Source organism: Anaerobacillus sp. 63XJN7_4_ISO-PGPR-S23-413 (assembly GCF_056173725.1).
On record NZ_CM149688.1, the window covers coordinates 49695 to 71447 of the forward strand.

A 21753-nucleotide genomic window follows, 5' to 3' on the forward strand; every position below is an offset into this window, starting at 1 on the left:
AAGCATCATGCATTTATATGATGATGAACGGATTGACTACATCATTGAAAATGAATTAAGAATTATTCAAAGCCCAACGGTATTTTCTTTTTCTCTAGATGCCGTTCTACTTGCACGATTTGCCTGGGTGCCGATAAAACGTGGTAAAATAATTGATCTTTGTACAGGTAATGGCATTATTCCACTTCTATTATCGAGAAGAAGTCAGGTTCCGATTGATGCGGTCGAAATTCAAGATCGGCTATATGACATGGGGACGAGAAGTGTGGATTTAAATGACCTTAATGAACAGCTTACCCTACATCATGGAGATATTCGGGACCTACCAGCTGGGTTATTAAAGGAATCTTATGATGCAGTAACATGCAACCCACCCTATTTTCAAAGTAAGCGAAATGAACAGCGTAATCTAAATGAACACCTTACCATCGCCCGACATGAAGTTATGTGTACTCTCGAAGATGTTATTCAATCTTGCAGTCGTTTAGCGAAACAGGGTGGGAAGGTATCACTGGTTCATCGTCCTGAGAGGTTACTTGATATTGTGACGCTAATGAGAAAATACCGTGTTGAACCTAAGAGAATGCAGCTTGTTTATCCGAAAGCTGGTAAAGAAGCAAACACGCTATTAATAGAAGGAATTAAAGATGGGAAGCCTGATTTAAAAGTGTTGCCGCCGTTCATCGTTTATCAGAAAGATAATACGTATAGTGACGAGATGAGAAATGTTTATGAAGAACTATAGTCATTTTGTTTACATGCTCGAATGTCGAGATGGTAGTTATTATACTGGCTATACGACGGACTTATCTCATCGATTAGCTCAACATGAATGTGGAAAAGGTGCAAAATATACGAGGGGGAGAGGTCCACTACACCTTGTTTATCAAGCAGAATACGAGACAAAAAGTGAAGCAATGCAAGAAGAATATCGGATCAAACAACTATCTCGTATACAAAAAGAAAAGATAATAAAAGAAAAGAGGCAAGTTCATGTGGAGTCAGAAGAGTTACAAAGAGGGCGAGACAGGTAAACTTTATCTAGTACCAACCCCAATCGGAAACCTGAATGATATGACTTTCCGCGCTATACAGACGTTAAAAGACGTAGATCTTATTGCTGCAGAAGATACAAGACAATCAAAAAAGCTAACGAATCATTTTGAGATTGAGACACGGTTGATTAGCTATCATGAACATAATAAGGAATCGAGTGGAAATAAACTTTTGGAGCGTTTAAGGGAAGGACAAAGTATTGCTCTTATAAGCGATGCTGGAATGCCTGCTATATCAGATCCAGGGTATGAAATTGTGTCGGCATGTGTGGCAGAGGAAATTCCTGTTATTCCATTACCGGGTGCGAATGCAGCAATTACTGCTCTTGTGGCATCAGGTTTACCAACACAGCATTTCTATTATTATGGTTTTTTATCTAGACAAAAGAAAGAGCGAAAAATTGAATTACAACAGCTAAAAACAATTCCTTCACCAGTTCTATTCTATGAGGCTCCTCACCGCTTAAAAGAAATGATGAAAGCGGTTCTTGAAGTTCTAGGAAACAGAGAAATTATTATAGCAAGAGAATTAACGAAGAAATATGAAGAGTTTATTAGGGGATCAGTTGAAGAGGTGCTTCGCTGGTGTGAAGAAAATGAAATCCGTGGTGAATTTTGTGTGATCGTCGAAGGTGGCATAGTTGAAGAAGTGAATGAAGAGCTTTGGTGGGAAGATTTCACCTTACGAGATCATGTAGAACACTATATTAGTGACGGAATGAAAAGTAAGGATGCGATCAAACAAGTGTCGATTGATCGCGAGCTACCAAAAAGAGAAGTGTATCAGGCCTATCATGTAGAATCTTAGAGTACAAAAAAAGCTCCTGCCTTTATTGGCAGGAGCTTTTCTATACATTCATTATTTAGCAAGAGCTTTTTGGATTTCTTCCAATACTTGCTCCGCACCTTCGCGACTAAGGATTAGTTTGCCGTTACCGATGGCAAGATTGTCATCGGATACTTCACCAGTTACCTGGCAAGTCATGTTAGGCTTATACTTTTTTAGGATGATGCGCTCATCGTCAACGTAGATTTCAAGAGCGTCCTTTTCTGCAATACCAAGTGTACGGCGTAGTTCGATCGGAATAACAACACGGCCAAGCTCGTCAACTTTACGTACAATACCAGTAGATTTCATGTTTTATACTCCCCTATTCCCAATTTTTTATTAATTACGTCAGGATTCGACAAATTTCTCTATTTATGTTCTATATAATACCAGTGTTTCCCATAAGCGTCAATCCTTTTAATAGGGTAAATATTTCCTATAATAGGTTTGTTACGGGATTCGAAGTACTATATTATTACCAAAACCTAATTTCCTTAAATAAATGATTCGACAATTTTCTTGTAAATCCTTCGACATTAATTGTAAATTTGTGTAGGTTACGCGATTTAAGCTCCGCTTCCTTGCATTTCTTCCTTAAATTAGTTATATTTTGATGAAGAAGAATTGTACTTGAATGAACAAAATGATGTTACACAGCGATACGCAAACGCGGGCTGTAGTTGAGAGTTGCTAACGTTCTCGTCCTACATGGGGCGGGAGCTTTTTATCCAGTAGCCCCCACCTCTAAACGTGAGTCAATTTTGCGTTAAGGTGGGGGATTCACTGTTCTAAAGAACGAATTAAGCTTTTCACTTTATCACTGTTTTAATCAAGGAGGAAGCAACATGGGTGACAAGACGTTTTATATTACGACACCGATCTATTATCCTAGTGGAAAGCTCCACATAGGTCATGCCTACACAACTGTAGCAGGAGATGCTATGGCACGTTACAAGCGTTTAAGAGGTTTTGATGTTCAGTATTTAACAGGAACGGATGAACATGGGCAAAAGATCCAAAAGAAAGCACACGAGCAGGGGGTTACTCCTCAGAAGTATGTTGATGACATCGTTGCTGGCATTAAAGATTTGTGGGATAAGTTAGACATTAGTTACGATGATTTTATCCGTACAACCGAAAAGCGTCACGAGGAAATTGTCGAAACGATTTTTCAAAAGATGTATGAGAAGGGTGATATCTACCTTGACCAATATGAAGGTTGGTATTGCACACAATGTGAGTCCTTCTTTACTGAACGCCAGTTAGTCGATGGGAAATGTCCCGACTGTGGACGTGAGGTGGAGAAAGTAAAGGAAGAGTCTTACTTCTTTAAAATGGGCAAGTATTCCGATCGTCTATTGAAATTTTATGAAGACAATCCCGAGTTTATCCAGCCGGAATCTCGAAAAAATGAAATGATCAATAACTTTATCAAGCCTGGTCTTGAGGATCTTGCGGTATCAAGAACTTCTTTTGACTGGGGTGTTAAAGTTCCAGGAGATCCGAAACATGTCATTTATGTTTGGATCGATGCATTGTCCAATTACATCACCTCCCTTGGGTATGGAACTGAAAATGATGAGCTTTATAATAAGTTCTGGCCAGCGGATGTGCATCTTGTTGGGAAAGAAATCGTTCGTTTCCATACGATTTACTGGCCAATTATGCTGATGTCACTAGACCTGCCGTTACCAAAGAAAGTCTTTGCTCATGGTTGGTTGTTAATGAAAGATGGAAAAATGTCTAAATCCAAAGGTAATGTGGTTGACCCAGTTACCTTAATTGATCGCTATGGCCTTGATGCTTTACGTTATTATTTATTGCGTGAAGTACCGTTCGGTTCAGATGGCGTCTTTACACCTGAGAGCTTTGTGGAGCGAATCAATCATGATTTGGCGAACGATCTCGGCAACCTGTTAAATCGAACAGTAGCGATGATCGCTAAGTACTTCGACGGTGAAGTACCTGTGTATGAAGGATCGGTCACAGATTTTGATGATACTCTTGTAGAGATGGTAGATTCAACAATTTCTAAAGTAGAGACCTCTCTTGAAAACATGGAGTTTTCAGTTGCCCTTGCTTCGATTTGGCAGCTCATTAGTCGAACGAACAAGTACATTGATGAAACAGAACCATGGATTCTTGCTAAAGATGAAACTCATAAAGACAAGCTTGGTGCTGTAATGGTTCACCTCGCTGAATCATTAAGACAAGTGGGTATTCTATTGCAGCCTTTCCTTACGCAAACGCCTAAAAAGATCTGGTCACAGCTAGGTATTGAAGAAGGTGAGAAAACAAGTTGGGAATCATTAGGATTCAAAAAAGGATTCGGTGGTACAACGGTTCAAAAAGATGCTCCGCTTTTCCCAAGACTTGACCGTAAAGAAGAGGTTGCATATATAGTTGAACAAATGGGTGGCAATGTCGTTAAGGAAGCACCGCCAATTGAAAAACCAGATTTAGATGAAATTTCAATTGATGACTTTACAAAAGTTGATTTAAGAGTCGCCCAAGTACTTGAAGTAGAGCCGGTGAAAAAAGCCAATAAGTTATTGAAATTAAAATTAGATCTTGGTTATGAAACGAGACAAGTTGTTTCAGGAATTGCAAAACATTATAAACCAGAGGAACTCATCGGCAAAAAAGTTGTTTGTGTTTCCAATCTTAAGCCAGTAAAGCTTAGAGGAGAATTATCTGAAGGTATGATTCTAGCAGGTGAGCATGACGGCGAGCTGAAATTGTCGACTATTGCTGAAAGCTTGCCAAATGGAACACAAATCAAATAATGACATATGACTCGGTCTTAAAATAGACCGGGTCTTTTTTACTTTCTAATTCACAATAAATCCCTGCCATTTACTTTGCTATTTGTGACTAAACTTCCATTTTGAGTTGCAAGATAAGTATATAAAAAAGAACCAAAACACCTTAATATACAGAATATTCTAACTTATTTTGTGAGCATTGTAAACAAAATGTAATTAAAATGAAACTGTTTAGACTTAGAAAATAACTAGGACATTTGGTACACTAGCATCGTACTAGAGCGGAGAAGGGGTTTTGACATGTTATTCGACACACACACGCATTTGAATGTTGAACAATTTTCCGAAGATCAAAAAGAAGTAATTGAGCGTGCCCAGGCAGCGGGAGTAAGCAAGATGGTTGTTGTTGGTTTTGATCGTGAAACGATAACACATGCTATGGAACTTGTTGAACAGTATGATTTTCTTTATGCAGCCGTAGGTTGGCATCCTGTTGATGCGATTGATATGAAAGAAGAGGACCTTGAGTGGATTGAAGAACTTGCTGGTCATCCAAAAGTAGTAGCAATCGGTGAAATGGGACTTGATTATCATTGGGACAAATCACCTCATGACATACAAAAAGATGTTTTTCGTAAGCAAATTCAACTTGCGAAAAAAGTGAAATTACCGATCATCATACATAATCGTGAAGCGACACGAGATGTCATTGATGTATTGAAAGAAGAAAATGCAGCTGAGGTAGGTGGCATCATGCACTGTTTCGCTGGAACTGTAGAAGAGGCTAATGAGTGCCTTGATATGAATTTCTACATTTCTCTAGGTGGACCAGTAACGTTTAAGAACGCTAAACTACCAAAAGAAGTAGCGAAAGAAATACCAATTGATCGTTTGCTAATTGAAACGGACTGTCCTTTTCTAGCACCACACCCAAACCGCGGGAAGCGAAATGAACCTTCATATGTGAAGCTCATCGCTGAACAAATTGCGGATTTGAAAGAAATGGATTATGAAGAATTAGCAAGAAGAACATCCGAAAATGCTATGACATTATTCGGTATTAGTCGCTAATAAAAAAGACCGTTGTCGTTAAAAAGAAATGATAGGATGCTTTTAAAAATAACTTCTCCCATCATACAAGATCAAAGTAGATGCCTTTTCTACTAAACTAGCAATTGGGGATAAGTAAGAAGCTTTTCTTTTTGAAACACAGTCGGTTCAGGGGGTAACTATGACAATGAAATCGAACATGGAAAACTTTTTTGCTCGCGTTAAGGGTGGAAAGAACGTATTCATGATTTGTTTAAGTGTAATTGTACTAGGTTTAGTCTCCGGCTTTATCGTGTTTGAAACTACAAAAGCTTCGGTCACGCTTGTCCTTGATGGGGAAGAGAAGCCGGTAGATACACATGCAGATACAGTTGCGGAGTTATTAAAGGATGAAGAATTGAATCCTGGTTCTCATGATTATTTAAGTCACGATTTATCAGCCAAGGTTGAGGCTGGAGATGTGATTGAATGGAAACCGGCTTTTCAAGTAACGCTATCGATTAATGGGGATAACCAACAAGTTTGGTCCACCAAAGATACAGTGAAAGGGTTACTTGAAGATCAAAACATGGAGCTCGGTAAGCATGATCAAATGTCTGTATCACTCGATGATGAATTGAAAGAAAATATGACGATTGCCGTTGATGAAGCTTTCAAAGTTGCGGTAAACGACGGTGGGAAACAAAAAGAGATTTGGACAACTTCGACTACGGTCGCTGGCTTTTTAGAACAGCAGAATATACAACTTGGAGAACTTGATCGCGTAGAACCCAAAAAAGATGAGGACGTTACAGCGAACTCGGAAATCAACGTGATTCGAGTGGAAAAGGTCACCGATGTAGTGGAAGAGACGATTGACTATGCAACGATTAAGAAGAATGATAATTCAATTCAAAAAGGTAAAGAAACAGTCCTAGAAGACGGACAAGAAGGCAAGCGGGAGAAACATTACGAAGTTGTTTTAGAAAATGGTAAAGAGGTTTCCCGTGAGCTTAAGAAAACCGATGTAGTGAAGGAAAGCAGTGACAAAATCGTTGCTGTTGGTACCCAGGTTATTACACAAACAGCTGTGAAAACTAGCAGTGCCCCTTCAACTCAATCTAAATCAACAAAGACAGCTAGTAAGCCTGCTACAAAAACTTCAAAATCACCATCTAAACCTGAAAGTAAGTCGTCAGGGAAGGTAATGAACGTATCGACGACAGCTTATACGGCAAATTGTGCTGGCTGTTCAGGTATCACATCTACGGGCTTTAACTTAAAATCTAATCCTGATGCGAAAATCATTGCGGTTGATCCTAGTGTGATTCCACTCGGCTCAAAAGTTCACGTAGAAGGATATGGAACGGCTATTGCGGCTGATACGGGTGGTGCGATTAAAGGTAACAAGATTGATGTGTTTTTCTCTTCGAAGTCTGCAGCTTACGCATGGGGAAACAAGACTGTTCAAATTACAATCCTCGATTAGTGATCGAGATATGGTATGCTAATAACACAGAGTGGGGAAAGTCTCTCTCTGTGTTTTTTGTATGATAAAGAAAAGATATATGAGAGAAACTATAAAAATTCACGTGTAGTTATAATAACAGGGTAGAATCGGTTATGTATTATGGAGGAAACAGAGTGAAAGTAAAAGAAATCATTATCGTAGAAGGCAAAAACGATACATTGGCTGTGAAACGAGCGCTTGATGCGGATACGCTAGAAACGAATGGATCTGAGATTAGCGAAGAGACGCTTAGACGTATTGAGCTTGCTTGGAAGAGACGAGGCGTAATTGTTTTTACAGATCCAGATTATCCTGGTACAAGAATTCGTCAAATCATTAGTGACCGACTGCCTTCTTGTAAACACGCCTTTCTAAATAAAAAACGTGCCATCTCATCTAATGGAAAGAAAGTTGGAATTGAACATGCCTCTATTCAGGATATTCAAGAAGCCATTCTTTCAGTAAGAGAAGAGATAGAAGCTCCAGATGTTTTGATTGAATGGGAGGATCTTATCGCTGCTGGTCTGGTTGTAGGCGATCGTTCTAAGGAGAGAAGAAAAGCTTTAGGAGATCGGTTGCAAATGGGCTATATGAATGGAAAGCAGCTTTTCAAACGGCTACAAATGTTTCAAATTTCAAGAGAAGAGTTTAGTCAGGCTTTGGAAGAAGTGTTACAGGAGGAAGAGCAATGAATAAAGAAATATCAACCCCTTTTAGAACAAAAGAAATTTTATCTAAACATGGTTTTACTTTTAAGAAAAGTCTTGGACAGAACTTTTTAATTGATTCGAATGTCCTAACAAAAATTGTTGACCAGGCTAAGTTATCACCGAATTCTGGCGCTATCGAGATCGGGCCAGGTATTGGAGCCTTAACAGAGAAACTAGCAAAACAAGCTAAAAAGGTCGTGGCATTTGAGATTGATCAGCGTCTACTCCCTATTCTAGAAGACACTCTTTCTCCTTATCCACACGTTCACATACGTCATAGTGATGTGTTAGAAGCCGATGTTCGTCAAGTGATTGAAGAAGAGTTTGAAGAGGGTCAGGATTTGATGGTAGTAGCGAATCTTCCTTACTATGTGACGACGCCTATTCTCATGAAGTTATTGGAAGAAAAATTACCAGTACGTGGGATCGTTGTTATGATTCAAAAAGAAGTAGCAGAGCGTATTGCTGCAAAGCCTGGTTCTAAGGAATACGGCTCATTATCACTTGCAGTGCAATACCATGCAGTGGCTAAAACGGCTCTCACAGTACCAAAAACCGTTTTTGTACCAAAGCCCAATGTAGATTCATCCGTTCTTCACTTGGAGCTGCGTCAGGAGCCTCCTGTCGATCTTTTGAATGAAGCCTATTTCTTTGAAGTGATTCGAGCAAGCTTCGGTCAACGTAGAAAGACCTTATTGAACAATTTGCAAAATAATCTTTTAAGTAAAGAGCAAAAGCCAATGATTGAGGAAGTATTACAAGAGACAGGGATTGATGGAACACGTCGGGGCGAAACGCTCTCAATGGAAGAATTCGCGGCGTTGAGTAATGCTTTTTATAGCAGAAAAAATGAAACTAAAAAAACACCTTGATTGTGGTGCACCCCGAAAGTTAGAGTTATAAACTAACTTCCGGGGTGTTTTTTTAGTTTTCATGATTCGAACATCTTCCTAATAATCAGTGAAGGTAAACCAAGTTCTCATTTCTATATAAATCATCTTTTCTTAAAGTTCTCATATAGTAGGTAAAGGAGATGCTGTTTAGTCTTTCAGGTCAAGCGGTGTGGAGGGAAGATAATGACGATGAAAGAAGGAGATATCGTTGCCAGGCGTTCATATGGCTGTGACTTAATCTTTCGAGTAACAAGGATGAATGAGTCAAGTAAGTCAGCGGAGCTCGTGGGCGAGGATATGAGGCTAATCGCAGATGCCCCGTTTGACGACCTGGTGGTAATTGACTCCAATGAACACAAAATGAGACGGGAGCAGTCCAAAGAGAAAGAAGACTATTCCTTTCGTTTGTTTCGACAAGACTATCAACTGTTGCGAATGAAGCGAGAATATTCGGCAACTAGTCATTTTAAGAAAGAAACAAGTTTTTTTGAACTCCCGGGGAAAATTCTTCATATTGACGGGGATCCACTATACCTTAGTAAATGTTTGGAAATGTATAAGCGTCTTGGCGTCCCGGTTTATGGGCTATATATGAAGGAGAGCGAAATACCGGAGAATATTATCAAATTAGTTAACAATGTTAGACCAGATATTTTGGTTATCACAGGGCATGATGCGTATACAAAACATAAAGGCGAGAAAAAGGATCTTCAATCGTACCGAAATTCACGGTACTTTGTTCGAGCTGTAAAAGAAGTGAGAAGTGTTTTTCCGAATCTTGATCACCTTGTAATTTTTGCTGGAGCGTGTCAGTCTCATTTTGAGTCACTCATTCGTGCAGGGGCTAATTTTGCAAGCTCTCCAGCTCGAATCAACATTCACATGCTTGATCCAGTTTTTATCGTATCCAAAATTGCACTCACATCTTTTACTGATCACGTTAATGTTTGGGACGCTCTTAGAAACACGTTGACTGGTGAAGATGGACTTGGTGGAGTAGAAACAAGAGGAATTCTACGCACAGGTATGCCTATGAAGGACCAGGAGGATTATTCAGAGTGAGCGAACGGGTGGAATACATATCCATCCGTTCGCTTTTTTACGTCAGTTTTAATAAAAAAATAAGCTCGTTGAAAGGGGCTAGAATAGAGAAATGTTCTTTTGCGAAACCTGAGATAACCAGCATATTTCAATGAGTATACATATTTTTCGACAAATTAAGAAACAATAAAAATACACATCATCAGTAAATAACAATTGACATTGTTTTTGCTTCGTTGTTATAATTTAAGTTTTATTTGACAAGATGATGCAAAAGATGTTATAATTTGTCTAAGTGAGGTGGAGGTTCCGATGGCAAAAACGATTATTGAGATCAAACAAACGTTACAATCTCAGGTTGGCAAACGGTTGACCTTAAAGGCAAACGGAGGTCGCAGAAAGACAATTCAACGTTCAGGCATCCTTGAAGAAACCTACCCGGCAGTGTTCATTGTTAAGCTGGATCAGGACACGAACGCATTTGAGCGTGTGTCATACAGCTACACAGATATTCTAACAGATACAGTACAAATTACATTTAATGAAGAACAAGCGGCAGTAAGCGGTTAAGGCAAATGGTCTAACTGCTTTTTTGCTTTATTTGGGAATAAATAATTTTTCTCCTTCTTTTGGTTACATATTGGCAGTATAGCGATGGCTTTCGATCCTCACACTAAGAGTGTTACAGGATAGAAAGGAGCTTGATTCGCATGGCAAGACGTAAAGGGATTATGTCTGATCAATTGAAAGAAGAAATTGCGAAAGAGCTTGGTATTTATGATACGGTTCAGAAAGAAGGTTGGGGAGGAATAAAAGCTCGCGATGCAGGTAACATCGTGAAGCGTGCTATTCAACTAGCTGAGGAGCAACTTGCAAACCAACAAAAACACTGAACCCTGTGACGATTGAACTCTGACTAATAGTCAGGGTTCTTTTTTTGTTGCAGAGAAGTTAAACTCTCCCGTGGTTGCATCCTATTCCGTTTCTTTCTTTTAGGCTTGTTGTGTTACAATAATTCACAGTAAGTTAAAATGTCGAACGGTAGGACGAAAATGTAGGTGAACGAGATGAAAAGAAAACTGAGTGTGAAAGCACCGGCGAAAATAAATTTAGCACTCGATGTGCTTCATAAACGACCTGATGGCTTTCATGAAGTAGAAATGGTTATGACGAATGTCGATCTTGCAGATCGACTTGAGTTAACGGAATTGAGACGAAATGAAATCATTATTGAGTCAACAAGCGGTTTTGTTCCAGACGATCAAAGGAATTTAGCTTTTCAAGCTGCAGCATTATTAAAGAAAAAGTTCAACATTCGGCAGGGTTTATCGATCAAGATTGATAAGCAAATTCCAGTTGCTGCTGGTCTTGCTGGAGGAAGCAGTGATGCTGCCGCGGCATTACGAGGACTTAATGAGCTTTGGCAATTAGGTTTAACTTATGATGAGCTTGCTAATATTGGTTCTGAGATAGGGTCAGACGTTGCATTTTGTGTATATGGTGGCACCGCCCTTGCAAAAGGACGTGGAGAAATTATTCAGCCAATGGATGCACCACCTCCTTGTTGGGTGATTCTTGCTAAGCCTTCTATTGGGGTATCGACAGCAGATGTATATCGACGCCTTAGAACAGCAGAGATGAACCATCCAGACGTAAGAGGAATGATGCAAGCAATAGAGGAAAAAAATTATGAAGCGATATGTCAGCGCCTTGGTAATGTTCTCGAGGATGTTACATTGAAACTTCATCCTGAAGTACGTCAAATTAAAGAAAAGATGGAAAGCCTCGGAGCAGACGGTGTGCTGATGAGTGGCAGTGGGCCAACTGTCTTTGGTCTTACACGACATGAATCGCGCATGCAACGAATTTATAACGGTTTAAGAGGTTTTTGTGGTCAAGTTTATGCGGTACGTCTATTAGGTGAGAAGAACCCTTGAATAAATCCGTACATTAGTGATATATTATGATTAATTATTCGGATTTTTTGGAGGTTCTTCTATGAAGATGAAACGAAGTTCTCGGCTAGTGGATATGACAAGGTATTTATTAGAGCATCCACACCGGTTAGTTTCACTAACTTATTTCTCAGAGCGATACGGGGCGGCTAAATCATCTATAAGTGAGGATTTGGTCATCATTAAAGAGAATTTTGAACAACAGGGTGTGGGATCGTTGTTAACCGTTCCAGGTGCAGCTGGAGGCGTAAGATACATGCCGCTTATTAGTGAAGAAGAAGCAGATCGTGTGGTTGGTGAACTATGCGATTTTCTAGAAAGTCCTGATCGTCTTCTTCCGGGTGGTTATTTGTATTTAACAGATATCCTCGGTAATCCGGAAATTATGAATCAGGTTGGCCGCTTATTTGCGTCTGTTTTCGCTGATCGTAAAATTGATTGTGTGATGACTGTTGCTACGAAAGGAATCCCCCTTGCGTATGCTGCTGCAAGTCATCTTAACGTTCCGGTTGTCATTGTTAGACGCGATAGCAAGGTCACTGAAGGCTCAACAGTAAGTATTAACTATGTATCAGGATCGTCAAAACGAATTCAAACAATGGCGCTTGCTCGTCGAAGTTTGAAACCAGGAGCGAACGTTTTGATTGTAGATGATTTTATGAAGGCTGGTGGAACAATTCAAGGAATGGTTAATTTGCTTGAAGAATTTCAAGCAGACGTTGCTGGAATTGGAGTGCTTGTTGAGGCTGAGGGTGAAGGCGAAGAACGACTAGTTGAAGAGTACGTATCTATGATGAACCTTGGTGGAGTCGATATGAAAGAGCGATCGATTCAGGTTGCGCCAGGGAATTACAAGAAATTTCTTACGCCATTAACAGAAGGAGTGGAGAACGAATGAAGACAGTCTATACGAAATCAGCACCAGAAGCGATTGGCCCCTATTCACAAGGAATGATCGTGAATAACATCTTTTATAGCTCTGGCCAAATTCCTCTTAAAGCAGATGGAACGCTCATTGATGGAGCGATAGAAGACCAGACTCATCAAGTATTTCAAAATGTGAAAGCTGTACTAGAAGCTGCCGGATCTTCACTCGAGAATGTCGTAAAAACTACAGTTTATATTAAAGACATGAACCAGTTTAGCGCGATCAATGAAATCTATGGTGAATATTTCAATGCACATAAACCCGCAAGATCTTGTGTTGAAGTTGCGCGTCTTCCAAAAGATGCCCTTATCGAAATTGAAGTCATTGCTCTAGTAGGCTAATCAATTTAACCCACTCATCCGCTGAGTGGGTTTTTTATTTATGAAACTTTTTTCTAATTTATTTAAGTTTTTGGAGTGAATGTCACTAAGGTGATTAATTTAGCTTCTTTCAGTCGATTTTTTATTCTGAAATAGAATCTTAGTGTGAAAGCAACTAAATTTTTATAACATTTTTTATATTTAGAAGAAGGAATTAATAACTAGAAGTTGAATAGTGCATATATGCTCTAATTAATGGAAAAAGGTGGTGCACTCAAGTTGGAAATTACAGATGTTCGCCTACGCCGTGTGAATACGGAAGGACGCATGCGCGCAATCGCTTCCATCACAATGGATCATGAATTCGTCGTTCATGATATTCGCGTCATTGATGGGAATAACGGCATGTTTGTAGCGATGCCAAGCAAAAGAACTCCAGATGGAGAGTTTCGCGATATCGCTCATCCAATTTCGTCGAATACAAGGGAAAAGATTCAAACAGCTGTATTAGCTGAATATCACCGTGTTGGTGAAATGGAAGCTGCTTATGAGGAAGCTGGAGCTTCCTAATCGTAAAAGTCTGGTCAACTGACCGGGCTTTTTTATTTGACCAGAAATTTCGCTTCATTTAGAAAAAAGTCATAGACCTTTCTTTTCCAACTTTTTATATGCTGAGGATTTAGGGAACTTCCTTGAAAATGAGGGGTTTTTGAGATATAGTCAAAGTGGAAAAATAGGATACAATGGAGGAACCATATACATGAATAGATTTGCAGTTGTGTTAGCAGCAGGTCAGGGAACACGGATGAAATCAAAGCTTTATAAAGTGCTTCACCCCGTTTGTGGGAAGCCTATGGTAGAGCATGTTGTTGATCAACTTGATGAACTTAAGCTCCAAAACATTGTAACTGTCGTCGGTCATGGCGCTGAAAAGGTTCGTGACCAGCTTGGTAGTCGAGTGAATTATGTCCTCCAGGAAGAACAGCTTGGTACAGCGCATGCTGTGATGAAGACTCAAGAAACCCTAAACGATAAGGATGGCGTCACCCTTGTCGTATGTGGAGATACCCCTTTAATTACGAAAGAAACAATGGATGCACTATTGACTTATCATGAAGATCAGGGTGCAAAAGCCACGATTCTAACAGCAGATGCGGATAATCCATTTGGATACGGTCGAATTATCCGTGATGAGAATGGAAGTGTTCAACGAATTGTAGAACAGAAAGACGCAAGTGAAGCTGAGCAGAAAGTAACGGAAATTAACACAGGTACATACTGTTTTGATAACAAAACCCTTTTTGAGACGCTTCAGCTCGTTAAGAATGAAAATGCTCAGGGAGAGTATTATCTTCCAGATGTTGTTGAAATTCTTCAAAAGCAAGGTGAGATCGTAAGCGCCTATCAAACAGCAGATTTTGATGAAACAATGGGCGTAAATGATCGAGTCGCGCTTTCAAAAGCTGAAATTGCGATGAAAAAACGAATTAATGAGAAACATATGCGTAATGGCGTTACGTTAATTGATCCCAATCAAACATATATTTCTTCAGAAGCAGTGATTGGTCAAGATACTGTTATCTATCCAGGAACCACTATAACTGGCAAAACCACTATTGGTAATGAAGCTAAGATCGGCCCTAACTCTGAAATTAAGGATAGTAAAGTTGGAGATAAGAGCGTTGTGAAACAATCGGTTATTCATGATAGTGAAGTGGGAAATGCTGTCAATATTGGTCCTTTCGCACACGTTCGTCCAGCTTCACAAATTGGGAACGAAGTGAAGATTGGAAACTTCGTTGAAGTAAAGAAGTCTGTTATGGGTGATGGTAGCAAAGCTTCCCATTTAAGTTATGTTGGCGACGCTGAAATTGGTAAAGATGTGAATCTTGGGTGTGGTTCAATTACAGTAAATTATGATGGTAAGAAAAAGTACCTAACAAAAGTTGAAGATGGCGCGTTCATTGGATGTAATGTGAATTTGATTGCCCCTGTAACGGTAGGTAAAGGTGCAACTGTTGCTGCTGGATCGACGATCACAGATGATGTTCCTGAACAGGCGCTATCAATTGCTCGTTCTCGTCAGACGAATAAAGAAGACTACGCAACGAAAAAGAAGGATAGTTAATTTTAAGAAGATAAGAAAGCTTGAACTCTTGGTGTCTTACTACAATGCATAATCGTTTTGAAGTGATTAAGACGCTCGCGCTTTTCTTACTAATTAATGGAGGGGTACCGGCCAATGGCTAATTATTTAGATCCAAACTTGAAAGTGTTTAGTTTAAACTCGAATCCTGATCTTGCAGAAGAGATCGTAGAACATATTGGTGTTCCGATGGGGAAATGTTCTGTTGTTCGCTTTAGCGATGGGGAAATCCAGATTAACATTGAAGAGAGTATTCGTGGGTGTGACGTTTACGTTATCCAATCAACTTGTGCTCCAGTAAACGAAAACATTATGGAGCTTCTTATCATGATTGATGCGCTAAAGAGAGCCTCAGCTAAAACAATTAATATTGTACTCCCTTATTATGGATATGCACGTCAGGATCGTAAAGCAAGGTCTCGTGAACCCATTACGGCGAAGTTAGTTGCAAACTTACTTGAAGTTGCTGGAGTAACTCGACTCATTACACTCGATCTTCATGCTTCTCAGATTCAAGGATTCTTTGACATTCCTGTTGATCAATTAATGGGGGTTCCGACTCTCGCTAAACACTTTGAAGAAAAGAACCTTGAAGATATTGTTGTCGTATCTCCAGACCATGGCGGTGTAACTCGTGCTCGCAAGCTTGCTGAGCGACTGAAGGCACCAATTGCTATTATTGATAAGCGTCGTCCACGTCCAAACGTAGCAGAGGTCATGAATATTGTAGGTAATATTGAAGGGAAAACGGCAATCATTATTGACGACATTATTGATACGGCCGGTACAATTACCTTAGCAGCCAATGCATTGATCGAAAATGGAGCGACTGAAGTCTTTGCTTGCTGTACGCACCCTGTTTTATCAGGACCAGCTATTGAACGCATCGATCAATCTAAAATTAAGGAACTTGCTATCACAAATACGATTCCGCTTCCGCATGATAAGCAAATCGATAAAATCACACAACTATCTGTTGCACCTCTTCTTGGTGAAGCAATCATCCGTGTTCATGAGCAACTTTCTGTAAGTAAATTATTTGATTAAATAATTTATGTTTATTGCCTCGTGATTATGGGTATCCATATAGAAGAGTAAAACCTAATCAGGAAGGTGATTTCAAATGGCAGCAACATTAAAAGCATTAGATCGTAATACGAAAAAAAGAAGTGAACTTAGAACATTACGCGAAACAGAAGAAGGACTTCCGGCTGTTCTTTACGGTAAAGACCGCAAAAGCGCACCGGTACAGGTTGACGCTTTAGAGTTCATTAAAGTATATCGTCAGGTCGGAAAAAACGGCGTTATTGAATTGAACTTTGAAGGACAGGGCACTTACCCAGTCATGGTTTACGACATGCAAGTTGACCCAATCAAGAATCAAGTTCTTCACGTAGACTTCTATTCAGTTGACCTTAACAAGGAAGTTGAAGCGGAGGTTCCAGTTCATTTGACTGGCGAAGCTGCAGGTAGCAAAGAGGGTGGCGTTGTTCAGCAAATGCTTCACGAGATTCTCGTAAAAGCGAAGCCGAACGATTTCCCTGATAGCATCGACGTTAGTATTGCTGAATTTAACATTGGAGACGCTATTCAAGCGGGAGATCTTCCAAAAGGAGATAAATACGAAATTCTTCTAGACGCTGAAGAGCCAATCGCTTCGATTGTTCCTCCGACGGAAGAACCTGCTGAAGACGAAGAAGAAGCTGATGAAGTGGCTGAAGAGCCACCAGCAGATCAAGAAAAAACTGATGATGAAACAACGAAAACCGAATAAACTTCGAAGACGTAACCGAACGGGTTACGTCTTTTTTTCAAGATAATGAGCTAACAGGTGAATAAGTGCTCGCATTTTTGATAGGATAGAATAAAAGTAATGAAAGGTAGGGCGTCAGCTGTTGAAATTAATTGTAGGCCTCGGTAATCCGGGGAAGAAATTTGATAATACAAGACATAATGTAGGATTCATGGCTATTGATCAGCTATCGAAAGACTTAGGCATATCTTTAGATCAAAAGAAGTTTCAAGGGATCTATGGGAAAGGTATAGTAAACGGAGAAGTAGTGTACCTCTTAAAACCGCAAACATATATGAACTTGTCAGGTGAATCGGTACGTCCTTTGATGGAATACTTTAATATTGAAGTGAATGATATGCTAGTCATTTACGATGATTTGGACCTTCCTACTGGTAAAGTGAGAATTCGTCAAAAAGGTAGCGCCGGTGGTCACAATGGGATGAAGTCGATTATCACGCACATTCATACTCAAGATTTTAAGAGAGTGCGGATAGGAATAGATCGATCTGCCAGACAGTCCGTTATTGACTACGTTTTAAAGCCATTCTCTAAAGAAGAGGCAGAGCCAATTCAGCTTGCCATTGAACAGACGGTCAAAGCTTGTGAAGCATGGACAACGACGTCGTTCCCAGAAGTAATGAATCAATATAACACATGAATATCCTTCTATTCTCCCGTCCATACTAGTAAAAGTTAGGAACAGGGAGGATCTGTTATGGATATTCATTACGTATGTCGTCACTGTAGAGCTGAGATTGGAAGATTGTCACAGATGAATCACACAGCTGATGAACTCGGATTTCAGCAGCTCACTGAAGAGGAGCGGCAAGCAATGGTTCATTACCACCACGATGGTACAATTGAAGTGAAAGCCATTTGTGAAGATTGTCATGAAGCTATGGAGCGTACGCCTTCTTTTCATGAGCTTGATACATTTATTCAGTAAGAAGCTTTGGGAGTTCGTCCAAAGCATTTTTGCGTTAACAGAATGATTATAAAGAATAGTCTGTGTTATAGAATATAAATTTAAGAGAAGTCTAGCTTCAGTGACAGGTCCCTTGGGCTGCTTCGCCTTTTTCAAAACAATCAAGATTTGTTTTGGCTAATTGGTGGAAGCGTTTCTTGGGACTACATGTGCGCTTGCGCTTTTCAGAGTGAGAGGGGAGAATAACCTACCGATGTTAGGCTTAAGAGAATATTTTAGTAAGGGCGATGAATTCCAGTCCGTTTTTACCGGGGTGAAAGAGGGTCTTAAAGAACAACTTGTTGCAGGGCTAGCTGGTTCTGCTCGGATGTTCCTAATGGCTTCTCTCTATCATGAAACAAAGCGCCCCCAGCTGATTATTACCCATAATTTATATCAAGCACAAAAGCTGTATGAAGACATGTGTGAGCTTGTTTCACCAGACGAAGTGTACTTATACCCAGTTAATGAACTCATTTCTTCGGAAATCGCGATTGCTAGCCCGGAATTAAGAGGGCAGCGAATGGAAGCTTTAAATTATTGGATGAAAAATAACAATGGTATTGTGATTGCCCCGATCTCGGGAGTAAGAAGATATTTACCACCGAAGAGTATCTGGGAAAGAAGCCAGATTTCGTTTGCATTAGGCGACGATATTCCTTTGGATGAAACACTCGCTACTTTTGTAGCGATGGGTTATGAACGAGTACCAATGGTATCTTCACCGGGGGAGTTCAGTGTGCGTGGTGGTATCATAGATATTTATCCATTGACTGAAAATAGCCCAATACGAATTGAGTTATTTGATACTGAAGTTGATTCGATTCGATTTTTTGACATCGAGTCTCAGCGCTCTGCTAATAAAACAGAACGAATTACGATAGGACCAGCAGACGAAGTTGTTTTATTCCCTGAGCACTATGAAAAAGGGGCAGAACGTCTTCAACAAGAACTTCAGACTTCTTTAAAGAAAGTGAAGGATCAGAAAGTAAAAGAAGCAATGCATGAAAACATTACTTACGAAATTGATCAATTAAAAAGCCAGCAAAATTTTCAGGGTGTTATCAAATACATGGACTTCTATTACGATCAGCCTGCGAGTTTGCTAGACTATTTACCCGATGATGGTCTGGTCGTTTTTGATGAAGTGAGTCGCATTCAGGAAATGTCATCTGATCTGGATAAGGAAGAAGCAGAATGGCAAACAGCTCTTCTCAATCAAGGAGAGATTGTCTCGTCTGTTTCCCTATCGAGATCTTATGATACGTTATTCGCTAAGCCTGTACACTCAACTATCTATTTATCGATTTTCTTACGACATGTTCCCTATACAAATCCTGAGAATATCATTAATGCTTCAAGTAAAGCGATGCAAAATTTCCATGGTCAGATGAAAGTATTAAGTACTGAGATTGAACGATGGAAGAAAAGCGGTATGGCGATTGTCTTTCTTGCAGCAACGGAAGAAAGACGTAAACGACTTGAACGTGTACTAGAGGATTATGAAATTAATGCGATGATGGTCGAACAAGATACGCCGATCTCTCATCAGCAGCCACAGATATTAATCGGAAGTCTTAATGGTGGATTTGAACTGCCGATGCAAAAGCTAGCCGTTCTAACAGAGGCGGAAGTGTTTACGAAACAGTCGAAAAAACCGCGTCGCTCTCAAAAGATGTCTAATGCCGAGCGAATCAAGAGTTATTCAGAACTAAAAGTAGGCGATTATATCGTTCACGTGAATCATGGGATAGGAAAGTATCTCGGTATCCGAACCCTTGAAGTGAGTGGTATTCATAAGGATTACCTGTATGTGAGCTATGCTGGTAATGACAACTTGTATGTACCAGTTGAACAAATTGATCAGGTGATGAAGTACGTTGGATCTGAAGGAAAAGAACCAAAACTATATAAGCTCGGTGGAACAGAATGGAAGAAAGTTAAACGTAAAGTACAATCTTCCGTTGAAGATATTGCAGACGATTTAATTAAATTGTATGCAGAACGTGAAGCAAGCGTTGGCCACAGCTTTGAGAAAGATACGGAAGAGCAAAGAGAATTTGAAGCTGCCTTCCCTTATCAAGAAACAGACGACCAGCTTAGAGCCATTCAAGAAATTAAAGAGGATATGGAAAAAACACGTCCGATGGATCGATTGCTTTGTGGAGATGTTGGTTACGGTAAGACAGAAGTCAGTATCCGTGCCGCTTTTAAAGCTATAATGGACGGAAAGCAAGTAGCCTTGCTTGTTCCAACTACAATTCTAGCTCAGCAGCATTTTGCAACGATTCAAGAGCGTTTTGCAGATCATCCGATTAACATTGGCTTATTAAGTCGTTTTCGCTCACGTAAAGAGCAAAATGAGACGTTAAAAGGATTAAAAAATGGGACCGTGGATATTGTTATTGGTACGCACCGTCTTTTATCAAAGGACGTCACCTATAACGAGCTTGGGTTACTTATTGTAGATGAAGAACAGCGTTTTGGAGTAACACATAAAGAGAAAATTAAGAAGTTAAAAGCGAATGTCGATGTGCTTACTCTTACTGCAACGCCAATTCCACGAACGCTTCATATGTCGATGTTAGGTGTGAGGGACCTATCTGTGATTGAGACCCCGCCTGAGAATCGCTTCCCAGTTCAAACGTATGTGGTTGAATATAGCGGCACACTTGTACGAGAGGCAATTGAAAGAGAGCTTGCTCGAGGGGGACAGGTCTATTTCCTATATAATCGAGTGGAATCAATTGAATACATGACAGACCAAATTCGTACACTAGTGCCTGAAGCAAGAGTTAGCTTTGCACACGGTCAAATGACTGAGACGGAGCTTGAATCTGTGATGATTGATTTTCTTGATGGCAATTACGATGTTCTTGTAAGTACAACGATTATTGAAACAGGCGTTGATATTCCTAATGTCAATACACTGCTCGTGTATGATGGGGATAAAATGGGACTTTCTCAGCTCTATCAACTACGTGGTCGCGTTGGGCGTTCCAACCGAGTAGCTTATGCTTATATCACTTATCAACGGGATAAGGTTTTAACCGAAGTAGCGGAAAAACGTCTTCAAGCGATTAAGGAATTTACTGAGCTAGGTTCTGGATTTAAAATTGCGATGCGAGATCTTTCGATTCGAGGTGCTGGTAACCTTTTGGGTGCAGAACAGCATGGGTTTATTGATTCAGTTGGTTTTGATTTATATTCTCAAATGTTAAAAGATGCCATCGAAGAAAGAAAAGGTGATGCACCGAAAGAGAAAGCATTTAGCGTTGAAATTGACCTTGAAGTGGATGCCTATATTCCTGGTACGTATATTAACGATGAGAAACAGAAAATCGATATGTATAAACGTTTCCGATCAATTGAATCGTTGAAAGATATTATGGACTTACAAGATGAAATGATGGATCGCTTCGGTGATTTTCCTGAAGAAGTGGACTATCTTTTCCAGGTCTCCCGCATGAAAGAGATTGCCAAAGAAGTTAAGGTTGAGAAAGTTGGCCGAAGTAAAAAAGATATACAACTTCTATTCCACGAATCGGCTCGAGAGGCGATTGGTGGGGAAACAATTTTTGAAGTAGCGAATGAATTTGGAAATAAGTTAGCTTTAGGAGCAGATGGAAATAAAGTGAAGGTAACGGTGAAAGGGAGAGGTCTTGATACAAAAGCTCACCTACAGCTTGTTGAGAAAGTCTTAAAGAAAGTGAAGCAAGCAGTAAAACAGCCAATGAATGCGAATTAAAGTCGATTTTGGATGAATCTCATAATTTTGACAGGTTTGTGAATAGAACTGATACCTCGAAAGGA

At 39.9% G+C, this 21753-nt stretch carries 22 protein-coding genes; 21 read left to right on the plus strand and 1 reads right to left on the minus strand.

All coding sequences use genetic code 11. The features are described from left to right. Positions 1-7 precede the first annotated feature (7 nt). From AC0VYO_RS00250 to rsmI, 3 genes are read left to right on the plus strand one after another with little or no spacing between them, the layout of a single operon-like run. Positions 8-745, plus strand: coding sequence for a tRNA1(Val) (adenine(37)-N6)-methyltransferase (locus AC0VYO_RS00250; RefSeq protein ID WP_475368277.1), 738 nt, complete (start codon positions 8-10; stop codon positions 743-745). Continuing rightward, positions 732-1034, plus strand: coding sequence for a GIY-YIG nuclease family protein (locus AC0VYO_RS00255; RefSeq protein ID WP_475368278.1), 303 nt, complete (start codon positions 732-734; stop codon positions 1032-1034). The genes AC0VYO_RS00250 and AC0VYO_RS00255 overlap by 14 nt, the downstream gene beginning before the upstream one ends. After that, the gene (gene rsmI, locus AC0VYO_RS00260; protein WP_475368279.1) at positions 994-1863 is read left to right on the plus strand and encodes a 16S rRNA (cytidine(1402)-2'-O)-methyltransferase; all 870 of its coding nucleotides are present in this window, start codon (positions 994-996) and stop codon (positions 1861-1863) included. Before AC0VYO_RS00255 ends, rsmI begins: the two co-directional genes overlap by 41 nt. Positions 1864-1914: 51 nt before the next feature. On the opposite strand, the gene AC0VYO_RS00265 is transcribed toward rsmI, so the two are convergent. Then, positions 1915-2193 carry an AbrB/MazE/SpoVT family DNA-binding domain-containing protein gene (locus AC0VYO_RS00265; RefSeq protein WP_136948810.1) on the minus strand — a complete coding sequence of 93 codons (279 nt, stop codon included), beginning with the start codon at positions 2191-2193 and terminating at the stop codon, positions 1915-1917. Positions 2194-2729: 536 nt separating this feature from the next. Here AC0VYO_RS00265 and metG point away from each other — a divergent pair. The 18 genes from metG (at position 2730) to mfd (ending at position 21688) form a co-directional block, all read left to right on the plus strand. Continuing rightward, positions 2730-4670 (plus strand): methionine--tRNA ligase, encoded by a 1941-nt coding sequence (metG, locus tag AC0VYO_RS00270; protein WP_475368280.1) that lies wholly within the window; start codon positions 2730-2732, stop codon positions 4668-4670. Positions 4671-4949: 279 nt separating this feature from the next. Beyond that, a complete protein-coding gene (locus AC0VYO_RS00275; RefSeq protein ID WP_303536035.1) occupies positions 4950-5720 on the plus strand; it encodes a TatD family hydrolase in 771 nt (256 codons plus the stop codon). A 160-nt stretch (positions 5721-5880) separates the two neighbouring features. Beyond that, the gene (locus AC0VYO_RS00280; RefSeq protein ID WP_475368281.1) at positions 5881-7167 is read left to right on the plus strand and encodes a ubiquitin-like domain-containing protein; all 1287 of its coding nucleotides are present in this window, start codon (positions 5881-5883) and stop codon (positions 7165-7167) included. Positions 7168-7322: 155 nt separating this feature from the next. Then, complete coding sequence (rnmV, locus tag AC0VYO_RS00285; protein WP_475368282.1) at positions 7323-7880, plus strand: ribonuclease M5; 558 nt, start codon at positions 7323-7325, stop codon at positions 7878-7880. Further along, positions 7877-8770, plus strand: a complete 894-nt coding sequence (gene rsmA, locus AC0VYO_RS00290; protein ID WP_283153212.1) for a 16S rRNA (adenine(1518)-N(6)/adenine(1519)-N(6))-dimethyltransferase RsmA — start codon at positions 7877-7879, stop codon at positions 8768-8770. Before rnmV ends, rsmA begins: the two co-directional genes overlap by 4 nt. 204 nt (positions 8771-8974) lie before the next feature. After that, complete coding sequence (yabG, locus tag AC0VYO_RS00295) at positions 8975-9853, plus strand: sporulation peptidase YabG (protein WP_194222590.1); 879 nt, start codon at positions 8975-8977, stop codon at positions 9851-9853. Positions 9854-10144: 291 nt separating this feature from the next. Further along, positions 10145-10402: a biofilm formation stimulator Veg gene (veg, locus tag AC0VYO_RS00300; protein WP_098445908.1), complete on the plus strand. Its 258-nt coding sequence runs from the start codon at positions 10145-10147 to the stop codon at positions 10400-10402. A 140-nt stretch (positions 10403-10542) separates the two neighbouring features. Continuing rightward, entirely contained in the window at positions 10543-10725 is a 183-nt protein-coding gene (locus tag AC0VYO_RS00305; RefSeq protein ID WP_430243497.1) for a small, acid-soluble spore protein, alpha/beta type, read from the plus strand. 174 nt (positions 10726-10899) lie between these two features. Next, positions 10900-11769 carry a 4-(cytidine 5'-diphospho)-2-C-methyl-D-erythritol kinase gene (gene ispE / locus AC0VYO_RS00310; protein ID WP_404684326.1) on the plus strand — a complete coding sequence of 290 codons (870 nt, stop codon included), beginning with the start codon at positions 10900-10902 and terminating at the stop codon, positions 11767-11769. Between the two features lie 61 nt (positions 11770-11830). Beyond that, positions 11831-12685, plus strand: a complete 855-nt coding sequence (purR, locus tag AC0VYO_RS00315; protein ID WP_194222593.1) for a pur operon repressor — start codon at positions 11831-11833, stop codon at positions 12683-12685. Further along, positions 12682-13056, plus strand: a complete 375-nt coding sequence (locus AC0VYO_RS00320) for a RidA family protein (protein WP_194222594.1) — start codon at positions 12682-12684, stop codon at positions 13054-13056. Before purR ends, AC0VYO_RS00320 begins: the two co-directional genes overlap by 4 nt. 258 nt (positions 13057-13314) lie before the next feature. Continuing rightward, positions 13315-13605 (plus strand): septation regulator SpoVG, encoded by a 291-nt coding sequence (gene spoVG / locus AC0VYO_RS00325; protein ID WP_098445913.1) that lies wholly within the window; start codon positions 13315-13317, stop codon positions 13603-13605. A gap of 190 nt (positions 13606-13795) precedes the next feature. Continuing rightward, on the plus strand, positions 13796-15163 hold the full coding sequence (gene glmU / locus AC0VYO_RS00330) for a bifunctional UDP-N-acetylglucosamine diphosphorylase/glucosamine-1-phosphate N-acetyltransferase GlmU (RefSeq protein WP_475368283.1): 1368 nt from the start codon (positions 13796-13798) through the stop codon (positions 15161-15163). A 114-nt stretch (positions 15164-15277) separates the two neighbouring features. Beyond that, positions 15278-16228, plus strand: a complete 951-nt coding sequence (locus AC0VYO_RS00335; RefSeq protein ID WP_194222596.1) for a ribose-phosphate diphosphokinase — start codon at positions 15278-15280, stop codon at positions 16226-16228. Positions 16229-16304: 76 nt separating this feature from the next. Further along, complete coding sequence (locus AC0VYO_RS00340; RefSeq protein ID WP_475368284.1) at positions 16305-16955, plus strand: 50S ribosomal protein L25/general stress protein Ctc; 651 nt, start codon at positions 16305-16307, stop codon at positions 16953-16955. 121 nt (positions 16956-17076) lie between these two features. Next, positions 17077-17634 (plus strand): aminoacyl-tRNA hydrolase, encoded by a 558-nt coding sequence (pth, locus tag AC0VYO_RS00345; protein WP_430243493.1) that lies wholly within the window; start codon positions 17077-17079, stop codon positions 17632-17634. Between the two features lie 57 nt (positions 17635-17691). After that, positions 17692-17922, plus strand: coding sequence for an anti-sigma-F factor Fin family protein (locus tag AC0VYO_RS00350; protein WP_283153210.1), 231 nt, complete (start codon positions 17692-17694; stop codon positions 17920-17922). 232 nt (positions 17923-18154) lie between these two features. Next, positions 18155-21688, plus strand: a complete 3534-nt coding sequence (gene mfd / locus AC0VYO_RS00355; RefSeq protein WP_475368285.1) for a transcription-repair coupling factor — start codon at positions 18155-18157, stop codon at positions 21686-21688. Positions 21689-21753 lie beyond the last annotated feature (65 nt).

Excerpts from the sequence above, each read along its gene's own strand:
- AC0VYO_RS00250 (WP_475368277.1), top strand. The coding sequence starts at position 8 with ATGCATTTATATGATGATGAACGGATTGACTACATCATTGAAAATGAA.
- AC0VYO_RS00255 (WP_475368278.1), top strand. The coding sequence starts at position 732 with ATGAAGAACTATAGTCATTTTGTTTACATGCTCGAATGTCGAGATGGT.
- rsmI (WP_475368279.1), top strand. The coding sequence starts at position 994 with ATGTGGAGTCAGAAGAGTTACAAAGAGGGCGAGACAGGTAAACTTTAT.
- AC0VYO_RS00265 (WP_136948810.1), bottom strand. The coding sequence starts at position 2,193 with ATGAAATCTACTGGTATTGTACGTAAAGTTGACGAGCTTGGCCGTGTT.
- metG (WP_475368280.1), top strand. The coding sequence starts at position 2,730 with ATGGGTGACAAGACGTTTTATATTACGACACCGATCTATTATCCTAGT.
- AC0VYO_RS00275 (WP_303536035.1), top strand. The coding sequence starts at position 4,950 with ATGTTATTCGACACACACACGCATTTGAATGTTGAACAATTTTCCGAA.
- AC0VYO_RS00280 (WP_475368281.1), top strand. The coding sequence starts at position 5,881 with ATGACAATGAAATCGAACATGGAAAACTTTTTTGCTCGCGTTAAGGGT.
- rsmA (WP_283153212.1), top strand. The coding sequence starts at position 7,877 with ATGAATAAAGAAATATCAACCCCTTTTAGAACAAAAGAAATTTTATCT.
- yabG (WP_194222590.1), top strand. The coding sequence starts at position 8,975 with ATGACGATGAAAGAAGGAGATATCGTTGCCAGGCGTTCATATGGCTGT.
- veg (WP_098445908.1), top strand. The coding sequence starts at position 10,145 with ATGGCAAAAACGATTATTGAGATCAAACAAACGTTACAATCTCAGGTT.
- AC0VYO_RS00305 (WP_430243497.1), top strand. The coding sequence starts at position 10,543 with ATGGCAAGACGTAAAGGGATTATGTCTGATCAATTGAAAGAAGAAATT.
- ispE (WP_404684326.1), top strand. The coding sequence starts at position 10,900 with ATGAAAAGAAAACTGAGTGTGAAAGCACCGGCGAAAATAAATTTAGCA.
- purR (WP_194222593.1), top strand. The coding sequence starts at position 11,831 with ATGAAGATGAAACGAAGTTCTCGGCTAGTGGATATGACAAGGTATTTA.
- AC0VYO_RS00320 (WP_194222594.1), top strand. The coding sequence starts at position 12,682 with ATGAAGACAGTCTATACGAAATCAGCACCAGAAGCGATTGGCCCCTAT.
- glmU (WP_475368283.1), top strand. The coding sequence starts at position 13,796 with ATGAATAGATTTGCAGTTGTGTTAGCAGCAGGTCAGGGAACACGGATG.
- AC0VYO_RS00335 (WP_194222596.1), top strand. The coding sequence starts at position 15,278 with ATGGCTAATTATTTAGATCCAAACTTGAAAGTGTTTAGTTTAAACTCG.
- AC0VYO_RS00340 (WP_475368284.1), top strand. The coding sequence starts at position 16,305 with ATGGCAGCAACATTAAAAGCATTAGATCGTAATACGAAAAAAAGAAGT.
- AC0VYO_RS00350 (WP_283153210.1), top strand. The coding sequence starts at position 17,692 with ATGGATATTCATTACGTATGTCGTCACTGTAGAGCTGAGATTGGAAGA.
- mfd (WP_475368285.1), top strand. The coding sequence starts at position 18,155 with ATGTTAGGCTTAAGAGAATATTTTAGTAAGGGCGATGAATTCCAGTCC.